We start from the raw sequence: 17,315 nt of genomic DNA, 5'->3' as shown, positions 1-17,315 counted from the left end.
CGGCAACCACGGTCCATCCGATTCATTTTGAAGTGATTCAGCGTGCTGGATTGTCAAGATCGACGGTGTCGTTCATGTCGCTCGATCCATTGTCCGCACTTTCGTTGCCGACAATATTCTTAAGGAACGATTTGACCGCTTTCGTCGTGTTCCCGGTTTCCCAATACTCGGCGCTGTGCGTATCGATTTTCAGCAAAATGACGTTCGGATCATCGTATGTCGTGTTCAGCATTTTTTCATATGCTTTGTTCCATAATTTCTTTTTCTTCTCCAAGTCTTCGATCGGCTGTGCTGTTCCGCTCACCGACACATATGATTTCCCGACGTATGCCACATTGACTTCCGGATTCGCCAAAATTTCAAGGTATTTTTCCGTGTCCTTTTCCGTCAAGAACCAAAGATCCCCGTCAAATTCGATATCCTGCGTCTGCATCGGACGCGACACGAGCCGCTCCCCTGCATGGGTCGTCAGCATCGCCGTCTCGATATCGCCGATCAAGTCTTTGATCAATTCGATTGATTCGTGTTTGTTCGGTTGTGTGTTAGCCATTAGATCTCTTCCTTTCGGATATGATTCTGGGATTGTGCAATTGCACTCCCTATCTGTTTACCCGGAATCGGAAGAAGTATTCTTAAATCCCTTTGACTCTTTCAACTTGGAAGAGAAATCCGGAACCCGCTTATTCTACAATCTCGAATTGCGCAGCTATCTTAACGATTATTTCAGCCTCAGAAGAGAAAAGAGTCTGAACAATCCGGTAATCACCACTCTTCAGAGGAGCTCTAAAACTCATCCTATCCAAACCTTGAGGTTCTTCATACTTCTCGTTCGGTCCCACCCAGCCAAAACCAGTATTATAAACTAGCTCGCCAAGATAAGGAACTTCATGCCATTCTCCATCCACCTTCTTTTGCATCGTGAATTTCGGATGATGACTGAATGCGTAATCCGCTTTATTTTCTAGGATTATCATAAAATATCGGTCAACTGATAGATCATATGATGCTTTATCCGTTGAAATTGATATGCCTTGATCTTCGATCGGATAATCCGCACTATCCTTTTCACCGAGCTGTGCATTAAATTCTGAGATCCGTTCGAGAATCAAAGCCAATTGCCCTCTCGTCAAAAGCTCATTCGTCCCAAATCTTCCATCACTCTTTCCTTTAATGATTCCTGCAGCAGTAAGGACTTTTACAGAATGGCGGTAACGGGCTGAAACATCTGAAAAAGCCGCCGCTTCGTCCAATTCAACATCCTGAAGATCCGTTTCGTGTGCTATATACAACATAATGGCAGCTTCACCGCGTGTAATATTCGAATAGGAGTCAAACCGCGTATGACTCTTACCATTAACGATGCCGTACCAATACAATGTATTTACTGCTTTTTGAGCCCGTTCTGGAACATCGGTGAATGGAGACTCTTTTGAAGAAACATCAAAAAGAGGAGCATAGTTCTCTAAAATCACCGCTGCATCCACTCGTGTAATCGGCTCATGCACACCGAAATACGTCGGCGTCTTCCCTTGTGCAAACCCGTTTGTCACCATAAACCAGACAGCGTGCGCATAACGCGTCCCCATCGCATCCGTGAAATCCGTATAACCTTCCTCTAAATCCAGCGGCGGCAATTCAGCAGCGCTCGTTGAAAGCATTTCCAATTTCTTTTCATTTTCAAGATCCGGTGCTTCTGCCAAAACAGCAGCCGGCGGTACGGAGGATAGCAATAGCAATCCTGCCACAAGCTTAAAAGGTTTTTTCATCATTTTCTTCTCCTTCAGAATAATTAGTCGATAGCCTTAGTATAAGCTGTTTGATAAGCAGATTTCCATATTTTTCTTATCGTCTGAATCTTTTTATGGCATTGCCTTTCTGCCCTGAAAGAAAACACGTCAAGTGCGTTCCTTTTCCCAGCACTCAATAAATAAAAAATCCCGCAAACGATGTTTTTCATCGTTTGCGGGATTTCTCTGTTTCCGTTCATTTCTTTGTACGTCCCAGGCAGGATTCGAACCTGCGACCGACGCCTTAGAAGGGCGTTGCTCTATCCAGCTGAGCTACTGAGACAAGGCTTTCTTATCGACTTGCGCATGCTCCCGAAAGCTCGGTCGCGTGTGCGTTTCGTCTCAGAAAGACAATTTTAATTATAGAAATCATTCCGGTAAAAGTCAATGCTATTTCAAAAAAATTATCTATTGAATTTACGCGAGGGCTTCCGGCATGTTTTGCTGCAGTTCACGGAGTGCATTCCCGCGGTGGGAAATCGCCCCTTTTTCTTCTGGAGCCAGCTCCGCCATTGCGCGGTCCATGCGCGGCACGAAGAAAATCGGATCGTACCCGAAGCCGTTCGTACCCTTGCGCGCATCAAGGATCATCCCTTCGCAAGAACCCGAAAATGTTTTTGTCTCCATTCCCGGCATTGCAACAGCCAGCACACAGCGAAAACGAGCTGTACGCTGCGCTGACGGGATGCCAGCCAGTTTCTCGAGGACTTTATCGATATTCGCTTCGTCGCTCTTCTCGCCGCCTGCATAGCGCGCTGAATAGACTCCAGGCTCACCACCGAGTGCGTCGATCTCAAGTCCGCTGTCATCTGCAATGACCGGCTTCCCTAGAATCTGTGCAACGCCTTCCGCCTTCAGGATGGCATTTTCCTCGAATGTCACACCCGTTTCTTCGATATCCAGCTCCTTGTCGATATCTTGGAGCGTCAAGATCTCATAACCAAGTGGTCCGAAAAGTGCTTCAAAATCTTTCGCTTTTCCTTTGTTCTGTGTTGCGATGATAATCTGCTTCATAGATTCGAATTCCCTTCTTCGCCGATTCGAAGTGCCAAATCGCCTAGCGCATCACGCTGTAGTTCGAAGAGACGGCGCACGCCGATTTCTCCAAGGTCCAGCAAGTCGTTCAGCTCAGCACGTGTGAAGACCGCTTCCTCACCCGTTCCTTGCAATTCGACGAAGTGTCCAGCACCCGTCATGACAAGGTTCATATCGACATCTGCTGCAGAATCCTCCACATAGTTCAAGTCGAGCACGACTCCCTGCTCAGCCGTCTTGCCGACACTTACTGCTGCCAAATAATCGGTGATCGGGAATACTGGCAGATCCAGTTTACCGACAGCCATCGCCATTGCGACGAAAGCGCCTGTAATCGATGCAGTACGTGTCCCGCCGTCCGCTTGGATAACGTCACAGTCAATCCAAAGTGTTCGTTCGCCGAGCTTCTCAAGATCTACGACAGAACGAAGTGCACGTCCGATCAGCCGCTGAATCTCCATTGTTCTTCCGCCGATTTTCCCGCGTGACGCTTCACGCTGGTTGCGGCTGTTCGTTGCACGTGGCAGCATTGAATACTCAGCTGTCACCCAGCCTTTATTCTGTCCACGCAAAAACGGAGGTACACGGTCTTCGATTGTCGCGGTACAAATCACTTTTGTGTTCCCCACTGTAATCAATACCGAACCTTCCGGGTGAATCAAATATTCCGTATCCAATTGGACCGGACGCATTTCATCAATCTTTCTTCCATCAAATCTTTCCATCGAATTCCTCCATCTGATTCACACTGTTCATAATTCCTCCTGAAATCGAATTGGCTCGATCAATGGTTGTTCGATTCCGAGCCATTCCTGGATAATTTCTTTGAATATGACAGTCGATCCCGTTGTATAGAAGCGGTGTTCCGGTCTGTTCTTCCGTTCCGCCAAATTCCTCTTGAACGTCAAACGCTCCTGCACTTCCTTCGCCGTCTCTTCAGCGGAAGATAATACGTGCACATTCGGCCCGAGTGCTTCTTCGATGAACCCTTGCAGCAGCGGATAGTGTGTACAGCCGAGAATTGCCGTATCAAATGACTTCGTCTCAAGTTGACTAAGTGTCTCTTCAACAAGACGCTTCGCGAAGTCTCCTTTGTACTCACCACTTTCCACGAGTGGTACAAAACGGGGACAGGCCAATTGCACAACATGTGCGGACGACACGAGCGACTTGATCGCCTGTTCATATGCACCACTCTTCACCGTGCCGAGCGTACCAAGCACCGCAATCTCATTCGTCGCGGATGCATTGACGGCAGCACGTGCACCCGGCGAGATGACGCCGATCACCGGGATCGGAAGTTGACGCTGCAAGAAGTCGAGCGCCGCAGCCGTCGCCGTATTGCAGGCGATGACGAGCAGCTTGATATTCTTCTCGACGAGTGCTTCCGCCATTTGCCACGTGTAGACGCGGACTTGCTTCAGCGGTCTTGGGCCGTACGGGCAGCGGGCGTTGTCGCCGATATAGTAAATTTGTTCTTCCGGTAGCAGTTCCATGATCGCCTTCGCGACGGTCAAGCCACCCACTCCGGAATCGATCACACCGATTGGCGCATTCATTGCCATCGCCCCGCTCACTTCATATTCGTATGTAATTTTTCCATCAGGTCCGAAAATTGTACAACTTCCTCACTCGAGAAATTGGACAGGACATTGTTCAAGTAGTCTTGGCGCTTGATAATCACTTCTTCGATGATCCGTTCGCCTTCTTGAAGCAGCTTGATGCGGACGACACGGCGATCCTGTTCCTCGCGGACGCGTACCACCAGCTTGTTCTTCTCCATTCGGTCGACGAGGTCCGTCGTCGTGCTGAATGCCAGATACATTTTGTTCGATAGTTCACCGATCGTCATTTCCCCGTGCTCGAATAGCCACTGCAAGGCGACGAATTGCGGCGGTGTGATGCGGTAATCGTTGAGAATTTCCCGGCCTTTTTGTTTGATGATACCGGAAACATAACGCAATTCCTTCTCCATGAACGCCACGTGCTTCGGGTCGTGGCTTCCTGTATTCATCTGCTCTTCCATGCAGCCAACTCCTTCTCCGTAGTCTTCTACTTCTAATAGTGCCGTTTTTGCACTTAGCTAACAAGTACTTACCGGGTATTCGCCTTCTCGAATGTCCCGTGGCCAAGTAAGCTGCGTTCTTTCTCAGACCATGCGACGGATCTCCCTGTCGACTTCGATGCTTGCACGAGCGCACTTCTTGCGGTCAAGCATGCTTCACCTTTTTCATTGACCGCCAAATAGTGGACATCTGCTGAAGACTTACCGATCGATTCGACTTTCACATGAATCGTCAATTGCTCGTCGAAGTACACTTGACGCATGAAGTCGACTTGCAGATCTGCGATTACCGCCATGACATCACTGTCTGTGGATAACCAATCTCCACCGACACCGAGGTGCTTGATGAATTCGATGCGTGCATATTCAAAGTAAACCGCTGCCACCGTGTTGCTCAAGTGGCCGTTCATATCCGTGTCCGAAAAACGGACGTGCACAGGAATAGAAAAACTGAATTCCTCTTGCCAGCGTTCCCAGTCGTCAATATAATTTTGTCTCATGAATATCCTCCTCTTAAGCCCTTTGTTTTTAGTATAGCAAACCTGACCCGAAATTGCTTTTTTGCAATGAAAAGAGCCGCCTCGACGAAAACGGATCGTTTTCGCTAAGGCGGCCCGGCTGACGATGGCAGTGCCACTCATCAGATGTAATTAAACTGCGTGATCGCTTCCGAAGAAGTTGCGGAACATTTGAACTGTTGTTTCACGGTTCAATGCTGCGATCGATGTTGTCAATGGAATGCCTTTCGGGCAAGACTCTACACAGTTCTGTGAGTTACCACAGCTGGCAAGTCCGCCTTCGCCCATGATTGCGTTCAGACGCTCATCACGGTTCATTGAGCCAGTCGGGTGTGCGTTCATCAAGCGAACTTGTGAAAGCGGAGCTGGACCGATGAAATCGGATTTGTCGTTGACGTTCGGGCATGCTTCAAGACATACACCACAAGTCATACATTTGGAAAGCTCGTAAGCCCATTGGCGTTTGCGTTCTGGCATACGTGGGCCTTCGCCCAATTCGTACGTGCCATCGACCGGGATCCAAGCTTTCACTTTCTTCAACGAATCGAACATGCGGCTGCGATCTACGATCAAATCGCGGACAACAGGGAATGTTTTCATCGGTTGAAGTGTGATCGGCTGTTCCAATTGGTCGACAAGTGCCGTACAAGACTGGCGTGCTTTGCCGTTGATGACCATTGAACAAGCGCCACAAACTTCCTCAAGACAGTTCATGTCCCAAGTGATCGGCGTCGTTTTTTTACCTTCTTTATTGACTGGGTTCCGACGGATTTCCATCAAAGCGGAAATCACGTTCATATTCGGGCGGTAAGGAAGTTCGAACTCTTCCCAATATGACGTTTCGTCAGTGGAATTCCGGCGTTCTACTTTTAGAGTAACCGTTTTTGCTGCTTCGGCCATTGCGTGTTAGCTCCTTCCTCTTAGTTTGAAGTATAATCACGTTTGCGTGGTTCAACCAACGATGTGTCGACTTCTTCGTAGTGGAAGATCGGTTCATCATAGCCATTGAATTTCGCCATTGTTGTCTTCAAGAATTCTTCGTCGTTACGTTCTGGGAAATCCGGTTTATAGTGAGCCCCACGGCTTTCGTTACGTTTCAGTGCACCGATAGTGATTACCCGTGCTAAATGTAGCATATTTTTCAGTTGACGTGTGAACATAGCTCCTTGGTTGCTCCAACGCTGCGTGTCGATGATGTTGATATCTTCGTAGCGGCGCAGCAATTCCTGGATCTTCTCATCCGTCTTCTGAAGGCGGTCGTTATAACGGACAACTGTTACGTTGTCTGTCATCCACTCACCAAGCTCTTTGTGAAGAACGTACGCATTTTCCGTACCGTTAAGCGCAAGGATCTCTTCCCATTTCCGCTCTTCTTCCGCGACAGCGCGGTCGAAGATGTCTGAAGGAAGATCTTCTGCCAACACATCAAGGCCATTGATATATTCTTTCGCGTATGGTCCTGCAACCATTCCGCCGAAGATCGCTGAAAGCAATGAGTTCGCTCCAAGACGGTTCGCGCCGTGCTGTGAATAATCACACTCACCTGCAGCAAGTACGCCAGGGATGCTTGTCATTTGATGATCGTCGACCCATAGGCCACCCATTGAATAGTGAACTGCCGGGAAGATCTTCATCGGTACTTTACGTGGGTCGTCCCCAGTGAATTTTTCATAAATCTCAATGATGCCACCGAGTTTGATGTCCAATTCTTTCGGATCTTTGTGGGAAAGGTCAAGGTAGACCATGTTCTCCCCATTGATGCCAAGCTTCTGGTTGACACACACATCGAAAATTTCACGTGTCGCGATATCACGTGGTACAAGGTTTCCGTACTTCGGATATTTCTCTTCAAGGAAATACCAAGGTTTGCCGTCTTTGTACGTCCAGATACGTCCGCCTTCCCCACGCGCTGATTCAGACATGAGACGCAGCTTGTCGTCCCCTGGAATCGCTGTCGGGTGGATTTGGATGAACTCACCGTTCGCATAGTATGCACCTTGCTGATAAACGATCGAAGCAGCAGAACCGGTGTTGATAATCGAGTTTGTCGATTTACCGAAGATGATCCCCGGTCCACCAGTAGCCATGATGACAGCGTCACCGCGGAATGCGCGGATTTCCATTGTCGTCAAGTTCTGTGCTGTGATCCCTCTTGCGACACCGTTGTCGTCCAGTACGAGGCCAAGGAATTCCCAGCCTTCGTATTTCGTGACGAGGCCGTTCGCTTCCTGACGGCGTACTTGCTCGTCAAGTGCATACAGAAGTTGCTGACCAGTTGTTGCGCCAGCGAATGCCGTTCTGTGGTGCATTGTTCCACCGAACCGGCGGAAGTCAAGCAATCCTTCAGGTGTACGGTTGAACATGACGCCCATCCGGTCAAGAAGGTTGATGATTCCCGGAGCAGCGTCTGTCATTGCTTTAACCGGTTTTTGGTTCGCTAGGAAGTCACCGCCGTAAACAGTGTCATCCAAGTGAATTGCAGGGGAATCCCCTTCACCTTTTGTATTAACCGCTCCGTTGATCCCGCCTTGCGCACACACAGAGTGGGAACGTTTCACTGGAACGATTGAAAATAAATCGACGGGAACGCCTGATTCGGCGCCCTTGATCGCTGCCATTAAGCCTGCGAGTCCGCCTCCGACGATAATCATATTGCCTTTCGCCATTTCGCTATTCACTCCTCTTTTAATTCACGCTTGCTGCCTGCACGCTTACACGAATGCAAGCAATGCTCTGATACCGATCACTGAAAGTACGATAAATACTAGAAGTGTGAAATAAGTTGTATATCGTTGAGACTTTGCCGACTGTGTGATTCCCCACGTGACTAGGAATGACCATAGGCCGTTCGCCAAGTGGAAAGTCGCTGTCAACACACCGACGATGTAGAAAACAAGCATGAATGGGTTCGACAAGATCTCGGCCATCATGTTGAAGTCTGCTTCATCCGCACCGATTGCTACTTGGAAGCGTGTTTCGAAAACGTGCCATGCGATGAACACTACGAGGAAAACCCCAGTGTAACGCTGAAGCACGAACAAGATGTTACGCAAATAGCTATAATGGCCCGGATTGTTTTTCGCTGTGAAAGCTATGTATAAGCCATACAGCGCATGGTATAAGATCGGCAAGTAAATCACGAAGATTTCAAGGAAAATGACAAAAGGTAGATTTGCCATGAAATCTGCTGCTCTGTTAAACTCCTCTACACCCTGTGTAGCAAAATGGTTAACAATCAAGTGCTGGGTCAAAAATAGCCCGATCGGAATGATTCCGAGTAAAGAATGGAGTCTGCGCATCAAAAATTCACGATTCGTATTCAAAATTTTACCCCCCTATCTGTTTTAGTAGGCATCAATAATGCCTGCATCTCTGCAAGCATCCGTTGACTGAACCTATCATCATGATACAATAATAAGACATATTTATTGTACTCCCCCCCTTTGGGAGCGTCAAGGCAACATGACGCTTTTTATTACGATTCCAAAATAATATTAATTCTTATGAAAGCAGGTCGCATATGTCTGTCACAGAAACCGAAACTTTCTCGTATGATTTGATCCGCGAAGATGTGCTCGGCGAGATCCTCGGCGAACACACGCACGACATCCTTTACTGGGCGGGTAAATCACTCGCCCGCAAGCATCCACTCGAACTGATGGACGAAGCGCCAGCATTTTTCCAGCGCGCCCACTTCGGCGAACTGTCCGTGGAGAAGATGAAGAAAAGCGAAACAATCTACGTTCTGAGCGCACCGAAGACGGAAGGCCGCTGCTTCACACTCGAAGCCGGCTTCCTCGCCCAGCAAAAACAAGCGATTGACGGAGTCCTCACAGAAGCATACGTCGAAGTCCAGGCGAAGAAAAGCCAGGTGTGGATTACGTTGAAATCTGACAGTAAAGAAAGAGTGTAAATCCTAAAAAGAATGCCGGCCGCATCGTGATGATGTGGTCGGCTCTTTGTATTTACATTCAAATCAGTCCGAATCCCGCGTGCAGCGCATTTGCTGCATCGGTCATCTTCCCTTCAGGCACAACGACCGACACTTTGATCTCGGACGTGCTGACCATATGGACCGGAATGTCTTCCATCCGGAGAATATCGAACATTTTTGCGGCGACACCCGGGTTCGAAATCATGCCGGAGCCGACGATCGACACTTTCGCCAGGCCCTTTTCCACATCGCGTGCCGTGAAGCCGATCTCCGCTTGCTGTTGATCGAGCACACGGTACACTTGCATCGCCTGATCTTCCTTGATGGAAAATGACACGGACGGTGGCGTTTCTTGACTGATGCTTTGGACGATGATGTCGACGTCGATTCCTTCTTCTGCCAGCGCAGTGAAAATTCGTGCGAGCGAGCCATTGAATGGTTTCTCATAACGGACCGACACGCGCGCAATTCCTTTTTCGCATGCAACACCTCTGACGATCAAATTCTTCTCCACAGTAATCATCTCCTGAATGACCGTTCCAGGCGCATCCGAAAAGCTCGGACGGACCCATAGCGGCGTTTGATTGTTCTTTGCGAACTCGACGGCACGCGGATGTAAGACTCCTGCCCCTAGATTTGCCAGCTCGAGCATCTCGTCGTACGAAATCTGCTGGAGCTTCCTCGCCCCTTGGATGTAGCGCGGATCCGCCGTGTATACACCATCGACATCCGTGAAAATTTCACACTTTGCGGCGCCAAGTGCTGCGGCAAGCGCGACTGCCGTCGTGTCCGAACTTCCACGGCCGAGCGTCGTGATGTTGCCGGTCGCGTCGACTCCTTGAAAACCTGCCACGACACAGCAGAACCCTTCGGAAAGCGCCTGCTCCAAACGCTCCGTGTGGATTTGTTCGATGCGCGCATTGCGTGGGACTGCTTCTGTTTCGATTCCTGCTTGCCAGCCTGTGAACGACAGCGCCTTCTCGCCGAGCGAGCGGAACGCCATTGCAAGAAGTGAAATCGTCACTTGCTCTCCCGTAGCGAGCAGCATATCCATCTCGCGTTTCGGCGGCTCCGGTGAAATTTCCGCTGCCAGTTCCAATAGCGTATCCGTCGTCTTCCCCATCGCCGACACGACGATGACGACACGATTCCCTTTCTCTTTCTCCGCAATAGCGCGTTTTGCGACTTCGATGATCTTTTCTGGTGTAGCGACAGATGTGCCGCCGAACTTCATCACTACCGTTGTCATGCTCTCCACTCCCGATATGTTTGTAGCTTCAGACACGAACGGCAAAACTGAAACTTTTGCTTGAACAGAAAAAAGAGGCAGCCCGCTGCAAGCAGCAAACTACCTCTTCCTCATGTCCGAAAAAACGTCCATGTGAGATAGCCCTCCAGAGATTTCCTCTGACAGCCCTGCATTTCTTAAATGCAGAACCAGCACATGTGATTGCAATGTCACATACACTTCGGCGACCGCCCCTTTCCTTGCCCTTCGCAGATGTTGCACATCTCCGGACAAATACTGATGACGTTCGCTCCTCTATCACCACTTTTTAAAAGTGATTTAATTATGTTTTCACAATAGCATGTCACTCGCTACTTTGCAATGGTTCTTCTGCAAAGTGTGCAAAAAGGATTGCTGCCAGTTTTTCCGGCAGTCCTGCTTCGCGCAATTCTTCTTGTGTCGCGACCTTGATTTTTTTGACGGAGCCAAAATGCTTCAATAGTTGCTGTTTGCGCTTTGGTCCGATTCCTTCGATGCCATCCAGCGCCGAGATGAAGGAATTCTTGCCTCTCAACTGTCGGTGGAAGGTAATGACGAAACGGTGCACTTCGTCTTGGATACGCTGCAACAAATAGAAGCCTTCACTTGTCCGTTTGAGTGGCACCGGTTCAGGTGGCGTTCCGTATAGAAGCGTCGCTGTCTGGTGCTTGTCGTTTTTGGCGAGGCCTGCAATCGGGATGTCCAGGCCAAGCTCATCTTCGACCACTTCACGTGCGGATTCGATCTGCCCTTTACCGCCGTCGATCAAGATCAAATCCGGCAGCGGCAAATCATCTTTCAACACACGTGAATAACGGCGGCGGATCACTTCCCGCATCGCCGCGTAGTCATCCGGCTTCGAGGCATTGCGCGTCTTGTACTTACGGTAATCTTTCTTTGACGGCTTGCCGTCCAGGAATGTGACCATGGCGGAAACCGCGTCGGCCCCTTGGATGTGAGAGTTGTCGAACGCTTCGATGCGCAGTGGTGTCGCGATGTTCATCGCTTCGCCAAGCTGTTCGCACGCACCGATCGTCCGTTCTTCCTGCCGCTCAAGCAACGAGAATTTCTCGCGTATCGCAATTTCTGCGTTTTTCTTAGCGAGTGCGACCAAATCCTTCTTCTTGCCACGCTGTGGGACGAGCGTACGGATGCCGAGCCAATCTTTCACCAGCTCGCTGTCGACACCTTCCGGGAGGAGCACTTCGTTCGGTTTGACGTGATGTGTTTTTTCATAAAACTGGCCGAGGAACGTCATGAACTCCTCTTGTGGATCCCGGTAAAGCGGGAACAATGATACATCCCGTTCGATCAGCTTGCCTTGTCGGACAAAAAACACTTGGACACACATCCAGCCTTTGTCCACCGCATAGCCGAAGACATCGCGGTTCGTGAAATCGTTCATCGCCATCTTCTGCTTTTCCATCACGGCTTCGATGTGCGTGATCTGGTCCCGGTATTCCTTGGCGCGCTCGAACTCGAGGTTCTCCGCCGCTTCGGACATCCTCTCGACAAGCTGCGCTTTCACTTCACGGAAGCCGCCATTCAGGAATTTCGTGATGCCATCGATCATTTCCTGGTATGTTTCCTTCTCGACCGTTTTGACACAAGGTGCCAAGCATTGCCCGAGGTGATAATACAAGCAGACGCGATCAGGCATCGTATGACATTTGCGGAGCGGATAAAGCCGATCGAGCAATTTCTTTGTTTCACTCGCCGCATACGCATTCGGATAAGGTCCGAAGTATTTGCCTTTGTCTTTTTTCACTTGGCGCGTGATGATCAGCTTCGGATGGCGTTCGCCCGTAATTTTCAAATATGGGTATGTCTTATCGTCTTTCAACATGATGTTGTATTTCGGATCATACTTCTTGATCAAGTTCAGCTCAAGGATCAACGCTTCCTTGTCGGAACTCGTGACGATGTATTCGAAGTCCTCGATTTCGTTGACAAGGCGCTGCGTCTTCGCGTCGTGGCTTCCGGTGAAATAGGAACGCACACGGTTCTTTAACACCTTCGCCTTGCCGACGTAAATGATGGTGTTTTGCCGATCTTTCATCAAATAACAGCCCGGCTGGTCCGGCAAGACCGCGAGCTTATGTTGGATCATCTCTTTTGCCATACTCTCACCCTATTAAAAAACCAGGCACCATCGACTGGGCCCGGTTTAGAATTATGCGTGCTGGTTCACCAATTCCGCAAGAGCTTCTTTCGGACGGAAACCGACAACTTTATCAACTGTTTCGCCATCTTTCATCAAAAGAAGTGTTGGGATGGACATGATACCGTAGTCAGATGCTGTTCCTTGGTTCTCATCAACATCCACTTTTACGATTTTCACTTTGTCGCTCATCTCAGCATCCAATTCCTCTAGAACCGGTGCGATCATTTTACAAGGTCCACACCAAGTTGCCCAAAAGTCGACCAATACAAGGCCTTCCGCGATTTCTTGTTTGAAGTTCTGATCTGTTCCATGTACAATTGCCATTTTATAAATTCCTCCTTCAAGGTGATAGTGATTACGTGTTCTGTACCGATTATAGCATGCACGTTTTTCGGCTGCTATTTTTCTGCCTGTCAGTAGTTTACCCGGGGGTCGGGGCTTGTAAACTGGCGTGGGTGGAAGTGGAGAGTGGTGAAGTGGCTGCTTAGCGCTCGGGACATGACATTGGGAAGAAGACGTAGGTGTCGTGCAGGACGGCCGCTTGTCGCTCAGGACATGGCTCCTGGAAGAAGCCAAGAAGATCGCTTGTCTTCTTCCTCCGCCCAGTCCTCACGCTTCGGCGCTGGAGATGGGGTGAATTGTTGGAGAGTGGAATTTTGATGTGTTCTGTATTCGGTGTCGCGTAGGTTGTTCGGGGGCCACGCTTCGCTATGCCCCTCGGCGTTGAATTGAGTTAGTGGAAGAAGATGTGGGTGTCGTGCAGGTCGACCGCTTGTCGCTCAGGACATGGCTCCCGGAAGAAGCCAAGAAGATCACTTGTCTTCTTCCTCCGCCCAGTCCTCACGCTTCGGCGCTGGAGATGGGGTGAATTGTTGGAGAGTGGCATTTTGATGTGTTCTGTATTCGGTGTCGTGGAGGTTGTTCGGGGGCACGCTTCGCTATGCCCCTTGGCGGGGAAATGAGCTAGTGGAAAAGAGGCACGCTCCGGACACGGCTGCCTGTCTTATTCCGCACTAATTCGCTTTTCATCCGCACTAGCCGGATTTTAATCCGCATTAGCAGTCGTTTCATCCGCAGTAACTCGATTTTATTCCGCATTAGCCGCATTTTCATCCGCACTAGCCATAATTTCCGCCTGCCAACCATCCTCCCCCAAAATAAAAAACCCGTCACAGCCAGGAGAACCGGCTGCGACGGGCTGTATCATCTTACATTACTTTTTTGAATTCTTCTGTCAGCATTGGGATAACTTCGAACAAGTCGCCTACGATACCGTAGTCAGCAACTTTGAAGATGTTCGCTTCTGGATCTTTGTTGATCGCAACGATGACTTTCGAGTTGGACATCCCAGCAAGGTGCTGGATTGCGCCCGAAATACCTGCAGCGATATAAAGGTCCGGTGTTACCACTTTACCAGTTTGGCCGATTTGAAGTGAGTAGTCACAGTAGTCCGCGTCACAAGCTCCGCGGGATGCTCCGACTGCTCCGCCAAGAAGGTCTGCCAATTCTTGAAGTGGTTGGAATCCTTCTTCGCTCTTCACGCCGCGTCCACCAGCGATGACAACTTTCGCTTCCGAAAGATCGACACCTTCAGAAGATTTGCGAACAACTTCTTTGATGATTGTGCGCAAATTCTTGATGTCTGCAGTCACTGCTGAAACGTCGCCGGAACGCTCTTCTTTTGCAAGAGGTGCGATGTTGTTCGGGCGAACTGTCACGAACGTGATGCCTTCTTTGATTTTCACTTTTTCGAACGCTTTACCGGAATAGATCGGGCGTACGAATACTGCGTCGTCGCCTTCGCCTTCGATATCCGTTACGTCTGAAACAAGTCCGCTCTGCAATTTAGAAGCGATTTTTGGAGCCAAGTCTTTCCCGATTGCCGTGTGTCCGAAGACGATCGCTTCCGGGTTTTCTTGTTCCACGACTGCCATGAACGCTTGTCCATAACCGTCAGAAGTGTATGTTTTCAAGTGCGGATGCTCGACTGTCAAGACGCGGTCCGCTCCGTAGTTGATTAATTCTTGCGTATATGAGCCTACTTCGTCCCCGACCAATACGCTGACGACTTCGCCGCCACCTGAGATTTTCTTCGCAGCTGCAATCGCTTCGAAGGAAACGTTACGCAAAGCTCCTTCGCGCGCTTCGCCTAATACTAGTACTTTTTTCGACATGGTCTGTTACCCCCTAAGTAAGATGTAAAGATTGTACCGATTGTGTATCGTCCAGCGTCCGTTTAAATTCGAACGGCAGCTTCCGCTTTTCGTTAGATTAAATGACTTTCGCTTCTGAACGCAGCAACCCGACCAATTCCGTAACTTGGTCTTTGATGTCGCCTTCCAGTACGCGGCCTGCAGCTTTAGCAGGTGGCATGAAGATTTCGACTGTCTCGATCTTCGGCTCGCAATCGTCTTCTTCGATGTCCAAGTCGTCCAATTCCAGTTCTTCAAGCGGTTTTTTCTTCGCTTTCATGATTCCTGGAAGAGACGGATAACGTGGCTCGTTCAAGCCTTGCTGAGCTGTTACCAGTAGTGGAAGTGAAGTCTCAAGCTCTTCAGCATCCCCTTCGACGTCGCGTACGATTTTCACTGTGTCGCCGTCGATTTCCAAGCTTGTGATTGTCGTGATGTAGTTGATGTCCAGTAAGTCTGCAACACGTGGTCCGACTTGGCCAGAGCCGCCGTCGATTGCTACGTTACCACCAAGAATCAAGTCTGCATCTTTATCTTTCAGGTATTCAGCCAGTATGTATGCCGCTGCTGAATGGTCCATTTCATCAAGATCATCTTCTGTGTTGATCAGGACTGCTTTGTCAGCACCCATTGCAAGTGCCGTGCGAAGCTGCTTTTCTGCTTCTTCGCCACCAATTGTTACGACTGTCACTTCGCCGCCGTGAGCGTCGCGGACTGTGATTGCTTCTTCAATTGCATATTCATCGTATGGGTTGATGATGAATTCTGCGCCGTCCTCCTGAATGCTACCACCGGAAATGACAAGCTTTTCTTCTGTGTCGAACGTACGTTTAACCAATACATAAATGTTCATGAACGTAAACCTCCCGAATATTATTTCCCTTTAAAGTGTGCTTCCCGTTTTTCCAAAAATGCTTGAATACCTTCTTTTGCGTCTTCAGAGACAAATACCGTACCGAATGAGTCCGCTTCCGCTTTGACGCCATCGTAGTAAGATGCGTTTTTCGCGAACTGGAGCATATCGATTGCAGCTTTCACTGAGATCGGGCTCTTTTTCGCAATCTTCTTCGCAATTGCAAGCGTTTGCGAAAGTAGCTCTTCTTCCGCATAAGCACGGTTCGCCAATCCGAATTCCACTGCTTCTTTCCCGCTGATCGGATCGCTCGTCAACAGCATTTCTGCAGCCTTCGCGACACCGACGTAACGTGGAAGTCGCTGTGTACCCGCAAAGCCAGGAATCAAACCTAATTGAAGTTCCGGCAATCCAAGTTTAGCATTTTCAGTGACAAAGCGCATGTGACAGCTCATCGCAAGCTCCAGACCGCCTCCGAGAGCCGCTCCGTGAATCGCTGCAATGACAGGCTTTTGGAACGTTTCGACACGTTCAAAGATTTCTTGCCCGCTTGCTGCCAATTCCGAAAATTCTTCGCCTGTCGTGATTTGTGTGAATTCCTTGATGTCCGCTCCAGCAGAGAAAAACCTGCCTTCTCCGTGAAGAACGATGGCCCGCACGTCGCTGTCGTTTTCGACTGCATCCAGAAGTTCGTTCACTTCCATGATCAAGCCACGTGATAGTGCGTTCGCTGGTGGACGATTGATCGTCGCGATTGCAACGCCGTCTTCTTTCTTCCATGAAATAAATTCCATCTTCCTGCTCCTCTCTTAAGCCCGCATCCCTTTCATCAACAAATGATGAACTCTCGGCGCAAGACTGACCAAGTCATATTTATGGTCATTCATCACCCAAGTGGTGATGGTCTCATCCATTGTACCAAAAACCATCTGCCGAGCTAAACGAATATCCATTTCCTTATCGAATTCTCCGTTCTCAATCCCGTCCCGCAAAATATCGTCGAGCAAGATCAAGTACCCTTTCAAGACACCATTGATCTTCATACGCAGCTGATGGCTTGATTGTCGGAGCTCCAATTGAGTGACGATCGACAAATGTTTGTCGTTCGCCAAAATGGTAAAATGGTTCTCGATCATCAAGCCAAGCTTGTCGGAAGCTGGCCGGTCTTCCTTCAGCACCGATTCCAAATAGTCCACAAATATGCTCATCTTTTCCTGGAAAACGGAAATGAGGATGTCCTCTTTGTTCTTGAAATACAAGTAAATTGTTCCGTCCGCGACTCCCGCTTGCTTCGCGATCTTCGAGACTTGCGCTTGATGATAGCCGTTCTCTGCAATGACAATGACGGCCGCATCCACGATTTGTTTATATTTCGGCTTATCCTTCTTCAGTTTCCTCACCACCCATAAAAAAATATGAAAATATGAATGGCGATTCATTCACATTTTCATATTAAAGTGTATTGAATATTGTGTCAAGCATAACTCCTGTTAGTTCTTC

Annotated in this window: 19 protein-coding genes, 1 tRNA gene and 1 riboswitch; of the genes, 1 reads left to right on the top strand and 19 read right to left on the bottom strand. The window is 49.1% G+C overall.

Features of this window, described 5'->3' with window-relative positions; translation table 11 throughout:
- Positions 1 to 37: 37 nt before the first annotated feature.
- The 12 genes from GIW82_RS01125 to GIW82_RS01075 form a co-directional block, all read right to left on the bottom strand.
- Positions 38 to 550 carry a pyridoxamine 5'-phosphate oxidase family protein gene (locus GIW82_RS01125; protein ID WP_154748098.1) on the bottom strand — a complete coding sequence of 171 codons (513 nt, stop codon included), beginning with the start codon at positions 548 to 550 and terminating at the stop codon, positions 38 to 40.
- A 130-nt stretch (positions 551 to 680) separates the two neighbouring features.
- A complete protein-coding gene (locus GIW82_RS01120; protein WP_195913910.1) occupies positions 681 to 1,766 on the bottom strand; it encodes an S-layer homology domain-containing protein in 1,086 nt (361 codons plus the stop codon).
- Positions 1,767 to 1,789: 23 nt separating this feature from the next.
- Positions 1,790 to 1,957 (bottom strand): hypothetical protein, encoded by a 168-nt coding sequence (locus GIW82_RS14795; protein WP_230309126.1) that lies wholly within the window; start codon positions 1,955 to 1,957, stop codon positions 1,790 to 1,792.
- 39 nt (positions 1,958 to 1,996) lie between these two features.
- Positions 1,997 to 2,070, bottom strand: a tRNA-Arg gene (locus tag GIW82_RS01115).
- A 134-nt stretch (positions 2,071 to 2,204) separates the two neighbouring features.
- Positions 2,205 to 2,801, bottom strand: a complete 597-nt coding sequence (locus tag GIW82_RS01110) for an XTP/dITP diphosphatase (RefSeq protein WP_154748096.1) — start codon at positions 2,799 to 2,801, stop codon at positions 2,205 to 2,207.
- Entirely contained in the window at positions 2,798 to 3,547 is a 750-nt protein-coding gene (rph, locus tag GIW82_RS01105; RefSeq protein ID WP_154748095.1) for a ribonuclease PH, read from the bottom strand. Before rph ends, GIW82_RS01110 begins: the two co-directional genes overlap by 4 nt.
- Positions 3,548 to 3,574: 27 nt before the next feature.
- Positions 3,575 to 4,381, bottom strand: a complete 807-nt coding sequence (gene racE / locus GIW82_RS01100) for a glutamate racemase (protein ID WP_154749540.1) — start codon at positions 4,379 to 4,381, stop codon at positions 3,575 to 3,577.
- A 14-nt stretch (positions 4,382 to 4,395) separates the two neighbouring features.
- Positions 4,396 to 4,848: a MarR family winged helix-turn-helix transcriptional regulator gene (locus GIW82_RS01095; RefSeq protein WP_154748094.1), complete on the bottom strand. Its 453-nt coding sequence runs from the start codon at positions 4,846 to 4,848 to the stop codon at positions 4,396 to 4,398.
- Positions 4,849 to 4,916: 68 nt separating this feature from the next.
- Complete coding sequence (locus GIW82_RS01090) at positions 4,917 to 5,387, bottom strand: acyl-CoA thioesterase (protein WP_154748093.1); 471 nt, start codon at positions 5,385 to 5,387, stop codon at positions 4,917 to 4,919.
- Positions 5,388 to 5,537: 150 nt separating this feature from the next.
- The gene (gene sdhB, locus GIW82_RS01085) at positions 5,538 to 6,305 is read right to left on the bottom strand and encodes a succinate dehydrogenase iron-sulfur subunit (protein WP_154748092.1); all 768 of its coding nucleotides are present in this window, start codon (positions 6,303 to 6,305) and stop codon (positions 5,538 to 5,540) included.
- 20 nt (positions 6,306 to 6,325) lie between these two features.
- Positions 6,326 to 8,071, bottom strand: a complete 1,746-nt coding sequence (sdhA, locus tag GIW82_RS01080; protein ID WP_154748091.1) for a succinate dehydrogenase flavoprotein subunit — start codon at positions 8,069 to 8,071, stop codon at positions 6,326 to 6,328.
- 45 nt (positions 8,072 to 8,116) lie between these two features.
- Complete coding sequence (locus GIW82_RS01075) at positions 8,117 to 8,728, bottom strand: succinate dehydrogenase cytochrome b558 subunit (protein ID WP_154748090.1); 612 nt, start codon at positions 8,726 to 8,728, stop codon at positions 8,117 to 8,119.
- A 197-nt stretch (positions 8,729 to 8,925) separates the two neighbouring features.
- Here GIW82_RS01075 and GIW82_RS01070 point away from each other — a divergent pair, with 197 nt between their 5' ends.
- Entirely contained in the window at positions 8,926 to 9,318 is a 393-nt protein-coding gene (locus GIW82_RS01070) for a YslB family protein (protein ID WP_154748089.1), read from the top strand.
- A 58-nt stretch (positions 9,319 to 9,376) separates the two neighbouring features.
- Here the strand turns inward: GIW82_RS01070 and GIW82_RS01065 are convergent, their stop codons facing one another.
- From GIW82_RS01065 to GIW82_RS01035, 7 genes are all read right to left on the bottom strand, one after another.
- The gene (locus GIW82_RS01065) at positions 9,377 to 10,588 is read right to left on the bottom strand and encodes an aspartate kinase (RefSeq protein WP_154748088.1); all 1,212 of its coding nucleotides are present in this window, start codon (positions 10,586 to 10,588) and stop codon (positions 9,377 to 9,379) included.
- 130 nt (positions 10,589 to 10,718) lie between these two features.
- Positions 10,719 to 10,893, bottom strand: a riboswitch (Lysine riboswitch).
- 38 nt (positions 10,894 to 10,931) lie between these two features.
- A complete protein-coding gene (gene uvrC / locus GIW82_RS01060; RefSeq protein ID WP_154748087.1) occupies positions 10,932 to 12,728 on the bottom strand; it encodes an excinuclease ABC subunit UvrC in 1,797 nt (598 codons plus the stop codon).
- 51 nt (positions 12,729 to 12,779) lie between these two features.
- A complete protein-coding gene (gene trxA / locus GIW82_RS14790; protein WP_230309125.1) occupies positions 12,780 to 13,346 on the bottom strand; it encodes a thioredoxin in 567 nt (188 codons plus the stop codon).
- 632 nt (positions 13,347 to 13,978) lie between these two features.
- Positions 13,979 to 14,944, bottom strand: a complete 966-nt coding sequence (locus GIW82_RS01050; protein ID WP_154748085.1) for an electron transfer flavoprotein subunit alpha/FixB family protein — start codon at positions 14,942 to 14,944, stop codon at positions 13,979 to 13,981.
- Between the two features lie 97 nt (positions 14,945 to 15,041).
- Positions 15,042 to 15,815 carry an electron transfer flavoprotein subunit beta/FixA family protein gene (locus GIW82_RS01045; RefSeq protein WP_154748084.1) on the bottom strand — a complete coding sequence of 258 codons (774 nt, stop codon included), beginning with the start codon at positions 15,813 to 15,815 and terminating at the stop codon, positions 15,042 to 15,044.
- A 20-nt stretch (positions 15,816 to 15,835) separates the two neighbouring features.
- Entirely contained in the window at positions 15,836 to 16,609 is a 774-nt protein-coding gene (locus tag GIW82_RS01040) for an enoyl-CoA hydratase (RefSeq protein WP_154748083.1), read from the bottom strand.
- Between the two features lie 15 nt (positions 16,610 to 16,624).
- Positions 16,625 to 17,206 (bottom strand): fatty acid metabolism transcriptional regulator FadR, encoded by a 582-nt coding sequence (locus GIW82_RS01035; RefSeq protein ID WP_154749539.1) that lies wholly within the window; start codon positions 17,204 to 17,206, stop codon positions 16,625 to 16,627.
- Positions 17,207 to 17,315: the final 109 nt, after the last annotated feature.

It is taken from the genome of Planomicrobium sp. YIM 101495 (genome assembly GCF_009707665.1).
GTDB lineage: Bacteria > Bacillota > Bacilli > Bacillales_A > Planococcaceae > Planococcus.
The sequence above is the reverse complement of the archived record's forward strand: the minus strand, read 5'-3'. Positions and strand labels throughout refer to the sequence as shown.

What these genes read in the sequence shown, in the direction of transcription:
- GIW82_RS01070 (WP_154748089.1), top strand. Translation starts at nt 8,926, where the DNA reads ATGTCTGTCACAGAAACCGAAACTTTCTCGTATGATTTGATCCGCGAA.
- GIW82_RS01120 (WP_195913910.1), bottom strand. Translation starts at nt 1,766, where the DNA reads ATGAAAAAACCTTTTAAGCTTGTGGCAGGATTGCTATTGCTATCCTCC.
- GIW82_RS01090 (WP_154748093.1), bottom strand. Translation starts at nt 5,387, where the DNA reads ATGAGACAAAATTATATTGACGACTGGGAACGCTGGCAAGAGGAATTC.
- racE (WP_154749540.1), bottom strand. Translation starts at nt 4,381, where the DNA reads ATGAATGCGCCAATCGGTGTGATCGATTCCGGAGTGGGTGGCTTGACC.
- GIW82_RS01045 (WP_154748084.1), bottom strand. Translation starts at nt 15,815, where the DNA reads ATGAACATTTATGTATTGGTTAAACGTACGTTCGACACAGAAGAAAAG.
- GIW82_RS01050 (WP_154748085.1), bottom strand. Translation starts at nt 14,944, where the DNA reads ATGTCGAAAAAAGTACTAGTATTAGGCGAAGCGCGCGAAGGAGCTTTG.
- GIW82_RS01095 (WP_154748094.1), bottom strand. Translation starts at nt 4,848, where the DNA reads ATGGAAGAGCAGATGAATACAGGAAGCCACGACCCGAAGCACGTGGCG.
- uvrC (WP_154748087.1), bottom strand. Translation starts at nt 12,728, where the DNA reads ATGGCAAAAGAGATGATCCAACATAAGCTCGCGGTCTTGCCGGACCAG.
- GIW82_RS14795 (WP_230309126.1), bottom strand. Translation starts at nt 1,957, where the DNA reads ATGAAAAACATCGTTTGCGGGATTTTTTATTTATTGAGTGCTGGGAAA.
- GIW82_RS01125 (WP_154748098.1), bottom strand. Translation starts at nt 550, where the DNA reads ATGGCTAACACACAACCGAACAAACACGAATCAATCGAATTGATCAAA.
- sdhA (WP_154748091.1), bottom strand. Translation starts at nt 8,071, where the DNA reads ATGGCGAAAGGCAATATGATTATCGTCGGAGGCGGACTCGCAGGCTTA.
- GIW82_RS01040 (WP_154748083.1), bottom strand. Translation starts at nt 16,609, where the DNA reads ATGGAATTTATTTCATGGAAGAAAGAAGACGGCGTTGCAATCGCGACG.
- GIW82_RS01110 (WP_154748096.1), bottom strand. Translation starts at nt 2,801, where the DNA reads ATGAAGCAGATTATCATCGCAACACAGAACAAAGGAAAAGCGAAAGAT.
- rph (WP_154748095.1), bottom strand. Translation starts at nt 3,547, where the DNA reads ATGGAAAGATTTGATGGAAGAAAGATTGATGAAATGCGTCCGGTCCAA.
- GIW82_RS01065 (WP_154748088.1), bottom strand. Translation starts at nt 10,588, where the DNA reads ATGACAACGGTAGTGATGAAGTTCGGCGGCACATCTGTCGCTACACCA.
- sdhB (WP_154748092.1), bottom strand. Translation starts at nt 6,305, where the DNA reads ATGGCCGAAGCAGCAAAAACGGTTACTCTAAAAGTAGAACGCCGGAAT.